We start from the raw sequence: 17,333 nt of genomic DNA on the forward strand, positions 1-17,333 counted from the left end.
TTTCGTGTCTGGAACATGCGCCGCAGCGCGGCCGATACATCCGTTACTGCATGGCCGCGTAGTACCTGGCCAGGCTGTCGATCTCGGCGGGCGTCATCTGCCGCGCGACGTTGCGCATCTGTTCGTTGATATCGTTGTGTCGTGCGCCGGAAGCAAAGGCGCGCATCTGCGCCGCCAGATAGACCGACGACTGTCCGCCCAGCCACGGCGCCGCACCCTTGCGATCCAGTTGCCCGTGGCATGCGGCGCAAGGCGCGATATTGCGCTGCGGATCGCCCTGCATGGCAAGCTTCACGGCGTTCGCATCCGGTTCCGTGCCGGTGGCCGGCACCTCCGCCGCGGGCGCTCTTGGCAGGGACGCATAGTAAGCGGCCAGATCGTGCAGATCCTGGTCGCTGCGCGCCGCGATGATCGGTTGCATGATCGCGTTCTGGCGCACACCGTTCTGGTAATCGCGCAATTCTTTGTAGACCACGTCGGCATACTGCCCGGCGAGTGCGGGCGCCGTCACCTGCACCGTGCCCAGCACGCCGTGACACATCGAGCAATTTTGCGTGGCAATGGTCGCGCCGCGGCCGATTGAAATCGCGTCGGCGCGCACGCGCCGCAAAGGCGGCAGGACCACCACTTCGCTCGGCGCGGGGCCCGTGAGATTGGTGCCCCCATACCAGCTCGACGGCGCGCCCGCGGCGCTGCAGATCGTCGCCCACAGGCCGCGGTCGCCGAATGCGTTGCTCGCCGAAGGCAGCCAGATGAAGCCGATCAATATCGACACGACGGCAATCGCAATCGTGCCGCCCACGCTCAACGTGAACCACGGGTTGCGCAAGCTGAAGACGCGTTCCTGATTCATCGCTGCGCTCCGACGACGACTGCCGGCACGGAGGTCTGCGGCAATCTGAGCAACTGCACGATCGGCACACTGTAGTTGACGACCGTGAGGCCGATCATCAGCGCCACCCATAAACCGAAGCTGTTGAGCGCGGCCGGCACGCGCTCCACCGGCTGCGTCGCGCTGGCAAAGCGGAAGCTTTGCTGCTGCACCACCGGGCCGAATTGCGACCTGGCGAGGATGTAGACGAACAGCACGCCGGACACCACGAGGATCAATCCGCCCACCGCCGACATGCCGACCCAGAACGCCTGGGATTGCATGCCCGGCGTGTTGTAATCGTAATAGGCCATGCGGCGTGGTGCGCCAAGCAGCCCGACGTAGTGCCACGGCAGTGTCACCACCAGCATGCCGATGAACCACAGCCACAGTTGCGTGCGCACCAGCTTCACTGAAGCGAGCGCGCGGCCTGTCAGTTGCGGCCACAATTCGTAGGCGATCGCGAAGTACATGATCACGATCGCGCCGCCGAAGATCAGATGGAAGTGCCCGGTCACCCACTGCGTGTTGTGCACGGTCGAGTTCAACTGATAGCTCATGTTGATCAACCCGCCCGCGCCGCCCAGACCGAGCATCACGAACGAGAACGCGAGCACGAGCATCATCGGGTTCTGCCAGGGCAGCGCGGTGAGCCAGCCGAACGCGCCTTTGCCGCCGCGCAGCCTGCCGGCGATTTCAACCGACGCGCAGATCGTGAACACCGTGAGCAGCGTCGGCACCGACACCATGCCGGTGAACACCGCATGCAGGAACTTGAAGCCGGAGCCGACCTGCGGATCCGCGAACAGATGGTGGATGCCGATCGGCATCGCGAAGACGAGGAACAGGATGAACGACACCCGCGCCATCGAATCGCTATAGAGCCGTCCGCCGATCGCGCGCGGCACCAGCGTGTAGTACGCGATATACGCGGGAATCAGCCAGAAGTAGACGATCGCGTGCAGCGTCCAGGAGAACAGGATGCGCGACAGGCCGGCGTCGATCGTGTTGGTGAGGCCGAACGCGACCGGCAGGATCTGGAACAGGATTTCCAGCGCAGCGCCGATGGCGGTCCATGCCCACAGATACGCGCCCGCCACGTTGGCGAACATCGCGAGCGGCACCGGCTTGCCGGGGTTGGCGCGTTTCCAGATGCGCAGATTCACATGCATCAGCGCGACCCAGATCCACGAGCCGACCACCACCAGCACCACGCCGAGGTAATAGAAGGGACTGCCGATCATCGGCGGATAGAAGGTGTAGAGCACCGAGGCCTGGCCGAGCGCCACCGGCACCATTGCCATCACCGCGCCGACCGCCAGCATGATGAAAGCGGCCCATGCCCATTTGAGACCCACGAGGCGCTGCGCGAGCGCGAGTTCGACGATTGCGTAGCCGAAGCCCATCGACACCAGAGTGGGCAACACATAAGCCATCACCGTGCCGTGCGCGGTCACCGAACGATAGTAGAGCTCGGGGTCGCCGACCCACGGCAGCAGCGGGCTGCGCACCAGCATCTGCCAGGCGCCGAGCAGCAGCGCAATCAGAAACGCAATGAAGGCGAGCCAGAAATGCGCGAGAACGAGTCGCTTAGCGTGAAACACAGCTCAGCCTCCGTGATTGTCGGGCTTGCTCGAAGAAGGTGGCTTTGTCGATGACTTTCACGTGTGCCCACATGGTCTGATGTCCGAAGCCGCAGAACTCGTGGCACGGCATGGTGTGATCGGCGGGCGCGTCGAAGCGCGTGTTCAGCGTGGCGACGTAGCCCGGCACGACCATCGTGTTGATGTTGGTGTCGGTGACGAGCAGGCCGTGCACGACATCCGCGCTGGTGGTGCGGATCGTGATCGGCGTGTCGGCCGGCACCAGCAGGCATTGCGGCGTGAACGAGTATTGCTGTGCGATGAAGCGCACCACGACCGAACCGTCCGGCTCGACCGCGCTGCCCAGGTTGTCTTCGACGAATTCGCCGGACAGTTGCAGGCGCGACGGGTCGATCGTTTCGACGCGCGAGGGCGGCATCATCGCCCAATGAAGCCCGGAGTACACGATCACGGCCAGCATCAGCACGATCAGCGCGACGGCGAAAATGGCCCAGCGGCGCTCGGCGCGTAAGGCGACTGCGTGGCCGCCGCCCGATTGATGATTGGAATCAGTCGACATGATCAGTGAACGACGCCGCGTGGCAGAAACACGAGAAAGTAGAAGCCGAACCAGATCGCCATGACGATCAGCGTGGCGACGCCGGCCACGGCGATCGCGCCATGCGGGCCGGCCGCGACGACGCGTTCCACTTCGTCGTCCGTGGGTGGGGCCGCGCTACCGGTATCGTTTGCTTCCATCTAAAGGTTCTCCAGTGCGGCGGCTCAATGCAGCGGTGCGTTGCGCAACTCGTTGACCTCGCGGGGCGTCACGGGCTGGCCGTGATTGCCCCACGCGGTGCGGATATAGGTGACCACGGCGGCGGCGTCGGTGTCGTTCAGTTCCTGGCCGAAGGGCGGCATGCCGTACGGTTCCGGATTGCGCATCGTGCCCGGCGGAAACCCGCCGTTCAGCACGATGCGAATCGGGTTGACCGAGGAGTCCATTTCGATTGACTGATTGCCGGCGAGCGGCGGGTAGTGCTGCAACTTTCCTTCGCCCTTTGCGCCGTGGCAGAGCGCGCATTTGTCGGCGTAGATTTTTTCGCCCAGCGCGAACACGTTGGTGTTGGTCGGCGCCGACGGCCCCGACTTACGGCCGCTCTTGTCCGGCAAGGTCTTCAGATAAACGGCCATCGATTTGACGTCCTCTTCCGTCATGTACTGAAGGCTGTGGTACGTGACTTCGGCCATTGGGCCGTACACGGCGCCGCGATCGGAAATGCCCGCTTGCAGCAGATCGACGATGTCCTTGATGCTCCAGTCGCCGAGGCCGCCGTCCTTGTCCGAAGTCAGCGACGGCGCGTACCAGTTCTGCACAGGGATCAGGCCGCCGGCAAACTGTTCGCTTTGCGACGAACCGCCGAGCATGTTGATCTTGGTGTGGCACATCGTGCAGTGACCGAGCCCTTCGACCAGATACGCACCACGGTTCCATTCGACCGATTTGGTCGGATCGGGCTGGAATTCGCCTTCGCGGAAATACAGCGTGCGCCAGCCGTACAGCAGGTTGCGCTGATTGAACGGGAAACGCAGCGTGTGCTTGCGGTTCGGCTCGCGCACCGGCGCGACGGTTTGCAGATAGGCGAAGATCGCGTCCGAGTCCTGGCGCGTGACCTTGGTGTACTGAGCGATCGGCATGGCCGGATAGATGAGCGTGCCGTCCGGCGTGCGGCCGGTGCGCATCATCTTGAAGAATGCGTCCTGACTCCAGGTGCCGATGCCGTACTGCGCGTCCGGGGTGATGTTCGGTGAATACAGCGTGCCGAACGGCGTTTCCATGGCGAGGCCGCCCGCGAACAGTTTGCCGCGCGGCGCCGTATGGCAGGCAACGCAGTCGCCGGCGCGCGCCAGATACTCGCCGCGTTTGACGATGTCGGAGCGCGTGTCGGCGCTGGCGCCCGGCGCGGATGCTGCGGTGTCGGCGGCGCGTGCTTCGGCGATCAACGGTGTATGCGATGCGCGCAGAAGCGCGGCGCTGCCGGCCACGATCACGCCGGCTATCAGCAGGCCGGACACGAACGGTGCTCGCGTGCGTCGGCTCTTCGTCGTGGCGAGCCAGGTGTTGAGCAAAGTGGTGCGCAGCGCGCGCAAAGAACCCGGAGAGCGAAGTGTCGGCTTCATTGCGGTTGGCTCCCGCATGCGAGAGGCAGCCGCTCTCCGGAGGCCGGCGCGGGCCGAGGATCAGCCGGACGCGGCTGACGCGCGAGCCAGCTCGATACGGCGGTGATGTCCTTGTCGGAGAGCTTGACCGCGATCGAATGCATGCAGTCCGGCGCGAGCGCGTGCCGCGTGCCCGAGCGCCAGGTGCCCATCTGCCCGGCGATATAGCTCGCGTGCAGACCCAGCAGGCCGGGGATGCCCGGCTGCGTGCCGGTCATGCGCGCGCCGTGGCACGCAATGCACGCCGGTATCTTGCGGGCCGGGTCGCCTTGCGTGACGAGGCGCTGCCCGGCGGCGAGCACCGCAGGCGCGACGTTGCTTTGATCGGCGTTGGGGTAAGGCGGTTGCAGATCGGCGAAATACTGGCTGATCTTGCGCAGATAGTCGTCGGGCAGGAAGGCGAGCAGATAGCCCATCGGCGGATAGGTACGGCCGCCGTCGCGGAACGCGGTTAACTGATTGAACAGATACTCGGCCGGTTTGCCGGCAATGCGTGGAAAGTAGTCGTTGTTCAGGCCTTGGCCCTGCACGCCGTGACATGAGGTGCAGGCACGCACGCGTTCGTCCATTGCCGAAGGCATGGCACTGGACGCGTCGGTGGCGGCAAGCGCCACGCCGCTCCACAGGACGTAAAACACTAACAGAACCGACGATCCGATAGTTCTACGATGCACGCCAGGCCTCTATTGGGAACGTTCTTTCTTTTCGATTATTTCTCGCGCATTCGCTCGTGGATTTGCTCCTGAATCCGCGTGCGGCGCGTGGCAACTCCGCCAGTTTTTTTCTCGTATAACAACTGCAAAAAGAGCAAATCGAAAACGGACTTATTCTTGAATGGCGAGTGTTGATTTGCTGCGGCGATGCGATTGCTTTCTAGAACGATGATCTGCCTGAATGCACCAGTGGTGGCGGCTTTCGGGCTGCGGGATTAACGCTTGAAACGTTGAGCAGCGTGTGTGAGGTTGCAGGAATTCATTCGGCGCGTCAACAACAAACCAAAGCTTGCTTGACCTAACTCATGTTCATGATAGGCGTCGGCCGGAGGGCTTTCAACGTTTCATTGCAGATCGTCTTGCCCGCCGGCGGTATCTTGCGAATGTGATTGTTTGATGATGGATCACGGGCCTCGGCGAAACTGCGTGGGCCTTGTCGTCCGCGCGGTCGATCGCCGTCAACTGAAGAGCCGCATCAAAGCCGTGCGAGCATTGCTCACACGTTCGCTTTCGCCGATCCGTCCAGGCAACAGATGAAACTCCACGGCGGGTAACGTGGGCAAACCCTCGCTTGCTGGACAGGCCACGACACCGCCGCCGATCGACGAGTCGTTCAGACAGGAAATGCCGAGCCCGGCTTTCAGCGCGAGTTGCAAGCCGGCGACGCCGGAAGCTGAATGCGACACCACATACGGCACTTTGTGCTCGTCCAGCAACTTCACGACGAAACGCTGCAACTGGCAGCTCGACGGCAGCAACACAAGCGGATAAGGCGTAGCGGGCCGCGGAGCTAAATCGGCTGCACTGACCCACAGCAGTTTTTCGCGCCGTACCACAGTACCCGGCGCACCGGTGCGCCGGCCGGCGGCGCGTGTGTTGTGCGTGACGAGGCGCAGCGAGAGACCGATGTCGAACGACGCATCGTCGCCCGCACTGCTGTCGATCACCGCGCTCGGCAACACGGTGACGTGCAGCTTCAGGCGCGGGTGCTGTTCCGAGAACGTTTTGAGAATGCGCGCGATGTCGTGCGGACGGTAGTAGTCCGTAATGGCGATGCGCAACTCGCCGTCGAGCGAGCGGCCTTGCAGGTCTTCGAACGCGGCTTCGCTCATCGCGATGATGCGCCGTGCATGGTCGAGCAGGCGGGTGCCGGCGGGTGTGGCGCTGACGCCCTGCTTGCTGCGTATGAAGAGCGGCTGGCCAGCGCGCTCCTCGAGTTTCTTCAACTGCTCGCTGACGGAAGACTGCGACAGGAACACGCGCTCCGCGCCCGCCGAGACGCTGCCCGATTCGGCGACCGCGACGAAGGTCCGCAACTGCGTCAGATCGAATCCGCGTTGGCTCATGATTCGGTATATCCGATGGACGTCATCTGGATTTCCGGCTTTTCCGATAGAAGGCCCAGCCGTAGGATACCTCCAGATTCTTTGCGGAGGGTGAGATGGGAAACGAATCAATGGCGGCCGTAGGGTTATCCGGCGGGCGTACGGCAAGGCATCGGTGGAAAGTGCTCGGAGTCGGTTTCGCTGCTAACGCGAGCTTTTCGGCGGCATTTTCGGGAATTCCGACTACGGCGGTTTTCCTGCGCTCGGGCTATCACCTGGGCAACGACGGGTTGGGTCTCGTGCTCGGCATGCTCGGCCTCGGCATCGCGGTCAGCGAATTGCCGTGGGGACTGCTGACCGACCGCTGGGGCGATCGGCGCGTGCTGCTGCTCGGACTGCTTTCGACCGCCGCCGCGCTGGCCGGGCTGGCGCTGTTCGTCGTGCCGTCCGCTACGCATGTGCCGGGCGTGACCACGCTCGCGCTCGGCCTGTTGCTGGTTGGATTGCTCGGCGGCAGCGTCAACGGTTCGAGCGGCCGCGCGGTGATGGCCTGGTTTCGCGAAGGTGAGCGTGGGCTCGCCATGAGTATCCGGCAGACCGCAGTGCCTGCGGGCGGCGGTCTCGGTGCGTTGCTGCTGCCGGTGCTCGCGTCGCACTTCGGTTTCGCGAGCGCTTATGCCGTGCTCGCGCTCGCATGCGCGATGACCGCGGCATTCGCGTGGCGCTGGCTGCACGAACCTTCTCATACGGACGCGGACGGCGCGCGTGAAATCCACGACACGGCAGCGGCGAGCGGCGGGCGTACGAGGGTCTCGCCGTTGCGTGACATCGGCATCTGGCGTGTGGCGCTCGGCGCCGGAGCGTTGTGCGTGCCGCAACTTGCGGTGGTGACGTTTGGAACGGTGTTTCTTCACGACTTCAGCCGCGCCGGGGTGCTGGCGATCAGCGTGACGATGGCTGCGGTGCAAGCAGGCGCCGCGATTGCGCGGGTGTGGAGCGGCGGTTGGACCGACCGCCGCGGCAACCGGCGCGCTTACATGCGCGCCTGTAGCTTGCTGACGGCGGTGCTGTTCGCCTCGCTCGCGCTGCTAACGGGTCTCGCCAGCATGCATCGCGCGGCACTGACCGCGGTGTTTGCGCTGACGGTCGTGCTGGGCGGCGTGAGCGCGTCGGCATGGCACGGCGTCGCCTTTACGGAACTCGCCACGCTGGCGGGGACGAACCGCGCGGGTACGGCGCTGGCGATCGGCAACACCTGTGTCTTTCTCACGCTGTTCGTGACGCCGCTGGCGATTCCGCCGCTGTTGACCGCAGGTTCGTGGCCGATGGTGTGGGCCGTGGCCAGCGTGTGCGCATTGATCGCGTTACCGGTGTTTCCGCGTGCAGCGCGTGAACGCAAGCTGAGCGCGGCGCGCATTGGCGATGCAACCCGATGAAATCACGGCGCCGCCTGGCGATATGGCGTGCGGCGCGCTTTTCTCACGCGAGGGGCGCTGCATCGAACTTCGGCGATGAGTGCTGAGCCGTCGAACTTAGGACGGAAATGGGTCGTTTGAAAAACAAAAAAATATCCATTTTGCGTATTTATTCACTGGTTCCTTGATAAATCCGCAATGGGCAATTGGTTTTCTACCGGATTCGGAACGTTCCGATTTTCGTGAAGTTGTGGTGATGGTTTTATGGCCGCCTTGGCACGCCACGCCTCGTCAAGGGGCCGTCGAAGAATGCGTAAAGGGTGTCAGATTTTTTCCGCGCATTTGAAAATAATCCTACAACAAACGAGAGAAAATCCCGGTGAAACTTCGAATTATCCTGGCGGACGATCATCCATTCGTTCTGCTTGGCATTCGCGCGACGCTAAAAATGCATGCCGGCGTCACCATTGTCGATGAGGCGACGAGTCCCGATTCGCTGCTCGAACGCTTGCAGAACACGCCCTGCGATGTACTCGTCACCGACCTCGCCATGCCGGAGCACACGGGCGCGATCGAGGACGGCCTTGATCTTGTCCGGCGAATCCGCTGCGACTGGCCGCAGTTGCGCATCGTGGTGATGACGACGCAGACCAACGCCGCGATTCTTCGCGCCATTGTGTCGGACGGCGCCGTGAGCATGCTCGGCAAGGCTGAATCGATGGACGAGCTTTGGCAGGCGATCGCCGCGGCCCGGCACGGGGAAGCCTACCTCGGACGTTCCATCATCGAAGCGCTGGCGCGCCCGCAGGACCGCGCGTGCGAACGACCGTCAGCGCCGCGTTTATCGGGCATTCATGCCGAAGTCGTCAGGTTGCTTGTAGACGGCCAGTCGATTGCTGAAATCGCAGCGGCGCTCGGCTGCCATCGTCGCACGGTCAGCCGGAAAAAACGCGAAGCAATGGCCCGACTCGGTGTCACCAACGACCCCGGTCTTTTCTCTTACGTTCGTGCATATGGAATTCTTAGTTTTGAATCGTATATCTAAGCAATTTACTTTTTGAATGGAATGAGGTTGTTTCGGACCGATCTTATGTCCATTTTCTGAAAAATGTTTAATGATCGGCACAAGAGCTGGTTTCACTGAAAAGGGCGGCAGCAATCAAGGTATGGAGGAAAAATAGAAGATGCGCGACACCGCAGAGGTAAGCACGCCCGTCCGAGCCATCATCGCGGACGATCATCCCCTGGTGTTACTGGCGATCGAAAATCTGATGGGCGGTTATCCGAATATGCAGATTGTCGGCCGCGCAGCCGACGCCACCGAACTCTTCACGGAAGTCGACCGCAGTTCATGCGATCTGGTGCTCATGGATCTCTACATGCCGGGCGGTTCCGACGGCAGCGGACTGGAAGTCGTCAGGCAGTTCAAGATGCGCTACCCCGGCATTGCGCTCGTCGTGCTGACCATGGAAACCGTGGCGGCCGAACTTCAGAAGGTGATTTCGCTCGGCGCCGACGCCCTGGTGAGCAAGCGCGACCGGATCGATCTGATTCACGTAGCCGTTGTCACGGCGCTGGCACGCGAGTGCTATGTCGGGCCGGCAGTGCGTGCATTGATCGCTGACGCAACGGTGACCCAGCGGCTCGATTTTGTCCGGCAGATGCTGTCGCGCCGCGAACTCGAGGTGTTCACCCAGTATGCATCAGGGTACGGGGTGACCGAGATCGCCGCGCGCCTGGGGCGCAGTGTCAAAACCATCAGCGCGCAGAAATGCACCGCAATGCGCAAGCTTGCCCTGCACAGCGACGCGGAGCTGTTCCGCTTCGCCGTCGAGTACGGTGTGGTTCCAGAGGAGCGCGTGCAGAACCGGTGATGAGCCGGCGGCGTGTCGCGCCGTGGCGCGACGAATATAAGATGCATTGGCACCGCCTGGGGACGCACATCTCGTGCAGGGCATGCCAATCGATAAGACAACAAAAATGAGACAAAAGATTCGCGTCATCGTGGCGGACGATCACGACTGCGTTCGTGTCGGCGTCAAGCAAATGCTGCAATCCGTGCCGCACATCGAATTCATCGGCGAGGCGGCCGACACCCACGGCCTCGCTGAATTGCTCGACGCCTGTGCGTGCGACGTGGTCATTTCGGATATCAACATGCCGGGCATTCACGGCGGCAGTAACGCGGTGCCGTTTCTGCGTCGCCTGTTGCGGGGCCGGCCGCACCCTTGCGTCGTGGTCCTCACCATGATCTGTCATGCGCACATGCTCTCCGGTCTCTTGCATATCGGCGTGGGCGGCATCGTCGATAAACGCGAGACCGTCACCGCGTTGATCGACGCGATCGAGGCAGCCTTTAGCGGCCGCGTCTATTTGTCGGAGTACGCGCGTGCCGCGATCGAGACGGCGGACGCGCCGCCGCAGCTTCGCGCCGGCATGTTGAGCGCGCGCGAGTGGGAGATCTTCCAGCTTTATGTGCAAGGTCTCGCCGTTCACCAGATCGCGGCGCGTTTGCAGCGCAGCGGCAAGACCATCAGCACACAGAAACGTAGCGCGATGCGCAAGCTCGGGCTCGAAACGGAAGCTGACCTGATCGACTATGCACGGCAGATCGGACTGACCTGAAAACACGTGAGCGTATTGCATCGCGCCGCCGAAAAAAAAGGTTTCGGAGAGCGGCGAATTTAAGAGTCTTCCGATTGGTTGCGAGACGTTGCCGTCTCATAGTTCTGAGTTCACTGCGGCTTTATTCCATGCTCCTGTGACGAACGCAGACATTTCGTCGCACTGAGCAATGCCCGAGCCGAGAGAATTCAGGCAGATGTCTTATGGCAGCCATGCAATGCCGTCTGCCCCGTAGACAGAAACAGGAGGCGGGATGGTCGCGTTAGGTAAACGGTTGTTGGTCGAGAGTGCGGGCACGGCGTGGCTGGTCTTCATCGGTTGCGGGAGCATTGTGTTGAACGTCGGTGTGATCCCGCAGGCGGGCGGCGTGCTGGAAGCGGCGTTGGCGTTCGGCCTTGCACTCGCCACGGCCAGCTACTGCGGCGGCAGTCTGTCCGGCGGTCACTTCAATCCCGCCGTCACTGTGGGCTTTACCGTCGCGCAACGTTTTCCGGTCAGGGATCTGCTCCCCTACATTGCCTCGCAGATTCTGGGCGCGATCGTTGCCGCAGCGCTACTCCTATATGTGGCGGGCGGCCGTCCCGGTTTTGACCTGCACGCGACCGAGTTCGCGGCGAATGGCTTCGGCGACCATTCTCCGGCTGACTATCAACTGCATTCGGCGCTGGCAATCGAGTTCGTGCTGTCCTTCTGCTTTGTAATGGCGATCCTCAGGATTTCCCGTCGGCCCGACATGGAGCCGATTGCGCCGCTGGTAGTCGGCGCCTGCATGGCGCTCGTCTATCTGGTGTCGATCCCGGTCACCAACGGCTCCGTCAATCCCGCCCGCTCCACCGCCCAGGCGCTGTTCGTCGGAGATTGGGCGCTGGATCAACTCTGGCTGTTCTGGGCTGCGCCTCTATCGGGTGGCGTTGCTGCCGGCGCTCTGTTTTCGTTTCTGCACGATAAGCCCGACCACAATACCGCCGCGCTCGCAGACGGGCGAGGCGAAGTTGTCTGAGTGTTGCCGGGTGTCATTGTCATGTCTTCCGTCAATTTGCCGCCGGGCGTTGCGATGAGGCGCGCGCTTGAACGCGTGCGGCTCTGTCTGCTCGCATGGTTCCTGTTTGCCGCCGCCCAGACGGCAACGGCAGTCCAACTTTTCGACAATCGTTCGAACAGCCAGGCTGTTGCGGCTTTTCCCGCGAAACTGACTGTCGGCATTCTCGCCGGCGGCTGGATGCCGCTCGACGCACTGCAAGACGGCCGTCTCACCGGTATGAGTGTCGACTATTTGCGCGCACTCGTCGGGCCGAATGTCGTCATCGAAGCCAGGGCGTTTCCAGACGTGTCGCAATTGCTCGCCGCCGCATGCGCCGGAAACGTCGATCTGTTGACGAGCGTTGCGCGCACACCGGAGCGTGAGCGGTGCCTGAGTTTTACCGCACCGTATTTCCGCTCTTCGTCGTCGGCCGTAGTTCGCCGGGACGGCGACAGTTACGCGAGTCCCGCTCTGGTCGCCGGAGCTCGCATTGCGGTAGAAAAGGGCTTTGCGCTCGAGCGCGTGGTACGCGAGCGTTTTCCGCATGCACAGATCAGCGCGTTCGCCACGACGCACGCGGCACTCTCCGCCGTGGTCCGAGGCGACGCCGACGTCTATCTCGGCTTCACCCCGGCTGTGCAATACGCGTTGGCCACCGAGGAGTTTCGCGGCCTGCACGTCGCCTTCGAAGAGAGCAGCCGGGCCGCCAACCTGCGCTTTGCGGTGCCACGCGGTCACGCCGCATTGCGGGACCAGCTCGACGAGGCGCTCGCGTCGATGAACCCGGCCGACGACGCGGCGATTCGTGTGCGCTGGCTATCCGGCAACTTCGACGCGAAGCCCGTGCCCACCGCGCCGCGTCTCGTGCTGACGCCGCAAGAGCAGGCCTGGCTGCGTTCATTGCCGCCGTTGCAGATCGGTTTCGACAACGGCTGGTCGCCGTTCAGCTACGTCGACAGCTCCGGTCGGCCTGCCGGCATTGCCGCCGACTATCTGGCGTATCTGAGCCGCACACTCGGCGTCGTATTCAACCGCGCCCGCACGGCCGACTGGCCCGCCGCTATCGAAGCATTTCAGCGCGGCGAACTGGCCATTCTCGCCACGGCATCGATTCACGATCCACGACTCAAGGGGGCGCGGCATACCGTCGCCTACGAAAGCTATCCGCTGGTGATCGTCGGGCGTGAGGACGAGCCGGCGGCCAGATCGCTGAGCGATTTCGCGTCACGCCGCGTCGTCGTTTCTTCGCACGTCGCCGGTTCGATTCCGCTCGCGTTCGAACGAATTCCGGCAGACCACATTGTTGTCGCGCCCAGTCTCGATGACGCGTTCGAGATGGTCGCGGCCGGCGAGGCGGACGTTCTGGTGGGCAACGTGGCCGCTATCGACGTTCTGCTCAAGCAACGGTACGACGGCGTCCTGAAAATCCTCGGCACGGTTGGCGAATCCGACGCGCTCGACTTTGCCGTGCGCGCGGACCTGATGCCGCTTGCCGGGCTGATCGACCGCGCGTTGCTGGCCATGCCGCCCGCGGAAAAGCAGCGCATCCGGCAGAAGTGGGTCACCGGCAGTGCGCCGGAGTCCGGCATATGGAGCGTTACCGCGGTGCGTCTGCTGCCTTTGCTTATCGGTATCGGCGTCGCGCTGCTGATCACCCTGCGTGCCTATCTGCTGCTGCAACGGGAAGTCAGACTGCGCAAGAAAACCGAACTCGAACTCGAATTGCAACTGAATTTCCAGGAAACCATGATGAAGATGGTGCCGTATCCGCTTGTCGCCATGGACCTCGACGGCCGCTATATCGCCGTCAACGAGGCCTATGAGCAAGCCTGCGGAATGAGTCGCGAGGCGGTGATCGGACGAAACACCATGGACGTTCAGACATGGGGCGAGGCCAACAGCCGGATCCTGACCGACATGACTCGCGAGATGCTGAACGGCCGGGAGACCGCGCAACTGGAGTTGCAGTTCGAGCGCGGTGCGGGCAACGTGCGGCATGGCCTTTTCTGGGCCAGTGTCTGCCGCGGCAGCGACGGTCAACCGGTGTGCGTGCTCGGCACAGTGGTCGATATCACGGATATCCGGCGCGCCGAGATGCGCGCGCGCGAAACCGAACGGCGCCTCTTCGACGTGACGCGCTCGCTGCCGGCGGTGGTGTTTCAACTGCGCCGCACTTCGGACGGCGCGTATTCGTTTCCGTATATCGGCGGTGATACGCGCCATCTGCTCGGCGGGAAAGACGGCTCGTTGAGCAGCAGCGACCACGTCGATTTCCAGCGCGTGTGCGAGGAAGACAGGGCGTTCGTGCTGGCGGAGCTCGAACGCTCGGCTCTTTGCGAGACACCGGTGAACATGGAGTTCCGTTTCGAAGGCGACCAGGAGATCAAGTGGGCGCGCGCGGAACTGGTGCCGCGTCGGGAACCGGATGGCAGCGTCGTTTGGAGCGGCTACTGGGTGGACGCCAGCGTTGAGCACGCCCGCTCCGACGAGCTTGCGCGAGCCCGCGACCTCGCTGAGGCCGCAGCGCGTGCCAAAGACGACTTCTTCGCGATGATGAGCCATGAAATCCGCACGCCGATGAACGGAGTGCTCGGTCTCGTGGAGGTGCTGGAGCGCACGCCGCTCAACACGGACCAGGGTGAAATGCTCGGCATGATCCACGAATCGGCGGGCGCTTTGCTGCAGATCCTCGACGACTTGCTCGACTATTCGAAAATCGAAGCGGGTCGGTTGACGATCGAGGCCGAATCCATCGACATACGTGAGCTGGTGGACAACGCTGTTGGCCTGCTGGCTGGCCGGGCCCACGAGAAGGGTCTGAAAGTGCGCGTGGATATTGCGCCGGATGTTGCAGCCGCCCTGCGGGGCGATAGCGTCCGGTTGCGGCAGATTCTCTTCAATCTGCTTGGCAATGCCATCAAGTTTACGCCGCAAGGCGAGGTCGACGTGCGCGTGTCGGTGTTCGCAGAGGCCGATGACGTCCAGACGCTCGAAATGACTGTCGAGGACACCGGCATCGGTATCGCGCCGGAGGTGCAGAACAGGCTGTTCGAGCCGTTCGTGCAGGCGGAGTCGTCCACCACGCGCCGGTTCGGCGGTACGGGCCTTGGCTTGACGATCTGCCGCAAACTGATCGACCTCATGGGCGGTTCGCTGGCGTTGCACAGCGAACCGGGCCGCGGCACGCGCATGATCGTGCAACTGAGCATGGCTGTCGAGACTCAGCGTTATTCTGTCAACGGTTTGCGTGGCAAGCGCGGGCTCGTGGCAACCGGCGACGCACGCATTGCTCAGGCTCTGATGCACTTCGGCGAGGCGCTTGGACTCACGTTGCGCCGCGTGTCGCCCGACGCGCCCGAACTGCGCGATCGCGTCGCGTTGGCGGATCTGGATTTGCTGTTCGTGAACGAGGACGTGACGTTACCTGCGGGCGTGCGCCCGCGCACACGCGTTATCTGCCTGACCGAGAAGCCGAAGCCGACGGGCTACCGCATTCTCGACGACAACGTGCGCGTCAGCATCAACCCCATTTCATGGCGCGGCCTCGGTGCCGCGTGCGCCGCCGCGATGACAGGGCTGCCTTCGGTGCCGCGCTCGGCGGCCACGCCACGTGCGCCCGAGGGCGGCGCTCCGCCGCCGGACCGCGAGCGGGCAATCGCGAGTGGCCGGCTGATCCTTGTGGCGGAAGATCATCCGGTCAATCAGGAGTTGATCCGGCACCAGCTCGCGTTGCTGGGTTTCGCCTGCGACGTGACGAACGACGGAGCGGAAGCGCTGGCTGCATTGCAGCGCACGAGCTACGGTTGTCTGATCACGGACTGTCACATGCCGAACGTGTCGGGCTATGAACTCACGCGGCGTATCCGTGAAGGTGAAGAGGGGGGCGCGCATCGGCTACCCATTCTGGGTATCACGGCGAATACCGCACCCGAAGACCTGAATCTGTGTCGCGACGCCGGCATGGACGACAGCCTCGTGAAACCAACCCGGCTGGCCACGCTGCGCGACTATCTGAGCCGTTGGTTCGGCTCCGACAGCGCGGGGCACGCCGCGCCTTCGGAGGTCGCCGGAGCGCCGGTGCTTGCCACACCGGATGTTCAAGGTGGCGCCGACCCGTTCGTCCCGGTCGACCTGGGGCACATGACTCAACTGTGGGGTAGTGAATCGACCGTCAAGGCGTTGCTCGACTCGTTTGTGTCGTCGGTGCGCGAAGACGTGCAGTCCTTGTCGCCGTTGCTCGAGCGCGTCGGCTCCGAGCGCACGGAACTGGAGCGCGTGCGCGAGTGGCTTCATCGCGTGGCGGGGGCGGCGAGCGTCCTGCAATATCCGCCGCTGCTCATGGCGCTTGAAGATTACCGTCGCGAAATCAATGTCAAGCCGCCGGAACGTGTGCGCAATGACGGGATAGTTTTAATCAACAAGTGCAACGCCATGCTGGACGGAATCGAACAGCAGGCCGCATTGCTCGTATAACGGTTCGCCGTTCGTCGACTGTTCGAAAGACGAGCCGCATCTATTCCGCATAAATATGACCGCTTCGCAGCGGAGCGGTCCAATGTGGACGCGAACGAGAGGTTCAAACGAAAAAAAACGCGGCCGAAGCCGCGTTAAAGATTTGGAGACATCCTTCGATGAAGGAGTCACTTCTCGCAGTCGGAAGCATAACCGGGATAGTGCGATTGATTCATTACGAAATCCACAATTAACTGTTTGAGAAAATCGCTTAAAACGCCTCCGACGTATCACGTCGGTGTCACGTTTTCATGGGCACTCGTCAGTAGCGACTTCCCGCTGCGGCACTTTCCGAGCGATATCGTGAACGTTTTCTGCTCGTCGGCAGCCTCCAGAGTCACTATGGACAACTACGAAGTCGCCGCGTTTCATTGCCCGAAGGTAGCGCAACCGCACCGCAAGTGGTTCCACGGGCCGAAGCGCGGAGCGTCCGCGCTGGCCATGCATGGTCCCTGCTCACCCCGCTACAAACAGGCTCAACGGATTTGAACTAGTATGTGGTGGCTCCGCGCGACCGAAGTGTCGGTACGGTGGGGCATCAAGTCCGGAGAAGACCATGATTGCGCTTCGAAAAATGAATCTCGCGGTGGTGCTGTGGACATTGGCATCGGGCGTCGCTTTCGCGGATACGGTGGCCTTGAAGGCGGATCTCGAACCGTCGAGCGAAGTACCTCCACGCGTGAGCCACGGACACGGCATGCTGAACGCCACTTTCGATACATCGACCAAATCCCTGCAATGGACGGTCACCTATGAAGGCTTGAGCGGCCCGGCAACCGCCGCGCATTTCCACGGGCCGGCGCCGGTAGGCCAGAACGCGAAGGTTCAGGTGCCGATCGACAAGGGGGCGCTTGCCAGCCCGATCAAAGGATCGGCGGCGCTCACCGAGCAGCAGGTGACGGATCTGATGGCGGGGCAGTGGTACTTCAACGTGCATACCGCACAGAACCCGATGGGTGAAATTCGTGGGCAGGTTTTGCCGGCGAACTAGCGCGGAAAGTCTTACCGGGGCGGCGCCAACCTTTTTGAGATCTTTTTGAGATTAGAA

Annotated in this window: 14 protein-coding genes; 7 read left to right on the plus strand and 7 right to left on the minus strand. The window is 62.8% G+C overall.

Going from position 1 to position 17,333, the window contains the following annotated elements:
* Positions 1 to 43: 43 nt before the first annotated feature.
* From PDMSB3_RS02160 to PDMSB3_RS02190, 7 genes are all read right to left on the minus strand, one after another.
* Positions 44 to 853, minus strand: coding sequence for a c-type cytochrome (locus tag PDMSB3_RS02160; protein WP_007179375.1), 810 nt, complete (start codon positions 851 to 853; stop codon positions 44 to 46).
* Positions 850 to 2,475, minus strand: coding sequence for a b(o/a)3-type cytochrome-c oxidase subunit 1 (locus tag PDMSB3_RS02165; protein ID WP_007179374.1), 1,626 nt, complete (start codon positions 2,473 to 2,475; stop codon positions 850 to 852). The genes PDMSB3_RS02160 and PDMSB3_RS02165 overlap by 4 nt, the downstream gene beginning before the upstream one ends.
* Positions 2,462 to 3,034, minus strand: coding sequence for a cupredoxin domain-containing protein (locus tag PDMSB3_RS02170; RefSeq protein WP_007179373.1), 573 nt, complete (start codon positions 3,032 to 3,034; stop codon positions 2,462 to 2,464). Before PDMSB3_RS02170 ends, PDMSB3_RS02165 begins: the two co-directional genes overlap by 14 nt.
* 2 nt (positions 3,035 to 3,036) lie before the next feature.
* Entirely contained in the window at positions 3,037 to 3,213 is a 177-nt protein-coding gene (locus PDMSB3_RS02175) for a hypothetical protein (RefSeq protein WP_007179372.1), read from the minus strand.
* Positions 3,214 to 3,237: 24 nt separating this feature from the next.
* On the minus strand, positions 3,238 to 4,635 hold the full coding sequence (locus PDMSB3_RS02180; RefSeq protein ID WP_007179371.1) for a c-type cytochrome: 1,398 nt from the start codon (positions 4,633 to 4,635) through the stop codon (positions 3,238 to 3,240).
* Positions 4,632 to 5,348, minus strand: coding sequence for a c-type cytochrome (locus PDMSB3_RS02185; protein ID WP_007179370.1), 717 nt, complete (start codon positions 5,346 to 5,348; stop codon positions 4,632 to 4,634). Before PDMSB3_RS02185 ends, PDMSB3_RS02180 begins: the two co-directional genes overlap by 4 nt.
* Positions 5,349 to 5,845: 497 nt before the next feature.
* The gene (locus tag PDMSB3_RS02190; RefSeq protein WP_007179369.1) at positions 5,846 to 6,733 is read right to left on the minus strand and encodes a LysR family transcriptional regulator; all 888 of its coding nucleotides are present in this window, start codon (positions 6,731 to 6,733) and stop codon (positions 5,846 to 5,848) included.
* 95 nt (positions 6,734 to 6,828) lie between these two features.
* Here PDMSB3_RS02190 and PDMSB3_RS02195 point away from each other — a divergent pair, with 95 nt between their 5' ends.
* The 7 genes from PDMSB3_RS02195 to PDMSB3_RS02225 all read left to right on the plus strand — a co-directional run bounded on the left by PDMSB3_RS02195 (position 6,829) and on the right by PDMSB3_RS02225 (position 17,276).
* The gene (locus PDMSB3_RS02195; RefSeq protein WP_165184405.1) at positions 6,829 to 8,148 is read left to right on the plus strand and encodes an MFS transporter; all 1,320 of its coding nucleotides are present in this window, start codon (positions 6,829 to 6,831) and stop codon (positions 8,146 to 8,148) included.
* Positions 8,149 to 8,506: 358 nt separating this feature from the next.
* A complete protein-coding gene (locus tag PDMSB3_RS02200; protein WP_007179367.1) occupies positions 8,507 to 9,172 on the plus strand; it encodes a response regulator transcription factor in 666 nt (221 codons plus the stop codon).
* A 139-nt stretch (positions 9,173 to 9,311) separates the two neighbouring features.
* Complete coding sequence (locus tag PDMSB3_RS02205; protein WP_007179366.1) at positions 9,312 to 10,001, plus strand: response regulator transcription factor; 690 nt, start codon at positions 9,312 to 9,314, stop codon at positions 9,999 to 10,001.
* 106 nt (positions 10,002 to 10,107) lie between these two features.
* Positions 10,108 to 10,752 (plus strand): response regulator transcription factor, encoded by a 645-nt coding sequence (locus PDMSB3_RS02210; RefSeq protein ID WP_165184408.1) that lies wholly within the window; start codon positions 10,108 to 10,110, stop codon positions 10,750 to 10,752.
* A gap of 253 nt (positions 10,753 to 11,005) precedes the next feature.
* The gene (gene aqpZ / locus PDMSB3_RS02215; RefSeq protein ID WP_007179364.1) at positions 11,006 to 11,752 is read left to right on the plus strand and encodes an aquaporin Z; all 747 of its coding nucleotides are present in this window, start codon (positions 11,006 to 11,008) and stop codon (positions 11,750 to 11,752) included.
* 21 nt (positions 11,753 to 11,773) lie between these two features.
* Complete coding sequence (locus PDMSB3_RS02220) at positions 11,774 to 16,246, plus strand: ATP-binding protein (RefSeq protein ID WP_007179363.1); 4,473 nt, start codon at positions 11,774 to 11,776, stop codon at positions 16,244 to 16,246.
* Between the two features lie 595 nt (positions 16,247 to 16,841).
* Positions 16,842 to 17,276, plus strand: a complete 435-nt coding sequence (locus PDMSB3_RS02225; RefSeq protein ID WP_007179362.1) for a CHRD domain-containing protein — start codon at positions 16,842 to 16,844, stop codon at positions 17,274 to 17,276.
* The last annotated feature ends 57 nt before the right edge of the window (positions 17,277 to 17,333 follow it).

This window comes from Paraburkholderia dioscoreae, from assembly GCF_902459535.1.
Classification (GTDB): domain Bacteria; phylum Pseudomonadota; class Gammaproteobacteria; order Burkholderiales; family Burkholderiaceae; genus Paraburkholderia; species Paraburkholderia dioscoreae.

Bases quoted from the DNA above. Each gene is read 5' to 3' on its own strand.
- PDMSB3_RS02160 (WP_007179375.1), bottom strand. From the start codon at position 853: ATGAATCAGGAACGCGTCTTCAGCTTGCGCAACCCGTGGTTCACGTTG.
- PDMSB3_RS02170 (WP_007179373.1), bottom strand. From the start codon at position 3,034: ATGTCGACTGATTCCAATCATCAATCGGGCGGCGGCCACGCAGTCGCC.
- PDMSB3_RS02175 (WP_007179372.1), bottom strand. From the start codon at position 3,213: ATGGAAGCAAACGATACCGGTAGCGCGGCCCCACCCACGGACGACGAA.
- PDMSB3_RS02180 (WP_007179371.1), bottom strand. From the start codon at position 4,635: ATGAAGCCGACACTTCGCTCTCCGGGTTCTTTGCGCGCGCTGCGCACC.
- PDMSB3_RS02190 (WP_007179369.1), bottom strand. From the start codon at position 6,733: ATGAGCCAACGCGGATTCGATCTGACGCAGTTGCGGACCTTCGTCGCG.
- PDMSB3_RS02195 (WP_165184405.1), top strand. From the start codon at position 6,829: ATGGGAAACGAATCAATGGCGGCCGTAGGGTTATCCGGCGGGCGTACG.
- PDMSB3_RS02205 (WP_007179366.1), top strand. From the start codon at position 9,312: ATGCGCGACACCGCAGAGGTAAGCACGCCCGTCCGAGCCATCATCGCG.
- PDMSB3_RS02210 (WP_165184408.1), top strand. From the start codon at position 10,108: ATGAGACAAAAGATTCGCGTCATCGTGGCGGACGATCACGACTGCGTT.
- aqpZ (WP_007179364.1), top strand. From the start codon at position 11,006: ATGGTCGCGTTAGGTAAACGGTTGTTGGTCGAGAGTGCGGGCACGGCG.
- PDMSB3_RS02220 (WP_007179363.1), top strand. From the start codon at position 11,774: ATGTCTTCCGTCAATTTGCCGCCGGGCGTTGCGATGAGGCGCGCGCTT.
- PDMSB3_RS02225 (WP_007179362.1), top strand. From the start codon at position 16,842: ATGATTGCGCTTCGAAAAATGAATCTCGCGGTGGTGCTGTGGACATTG.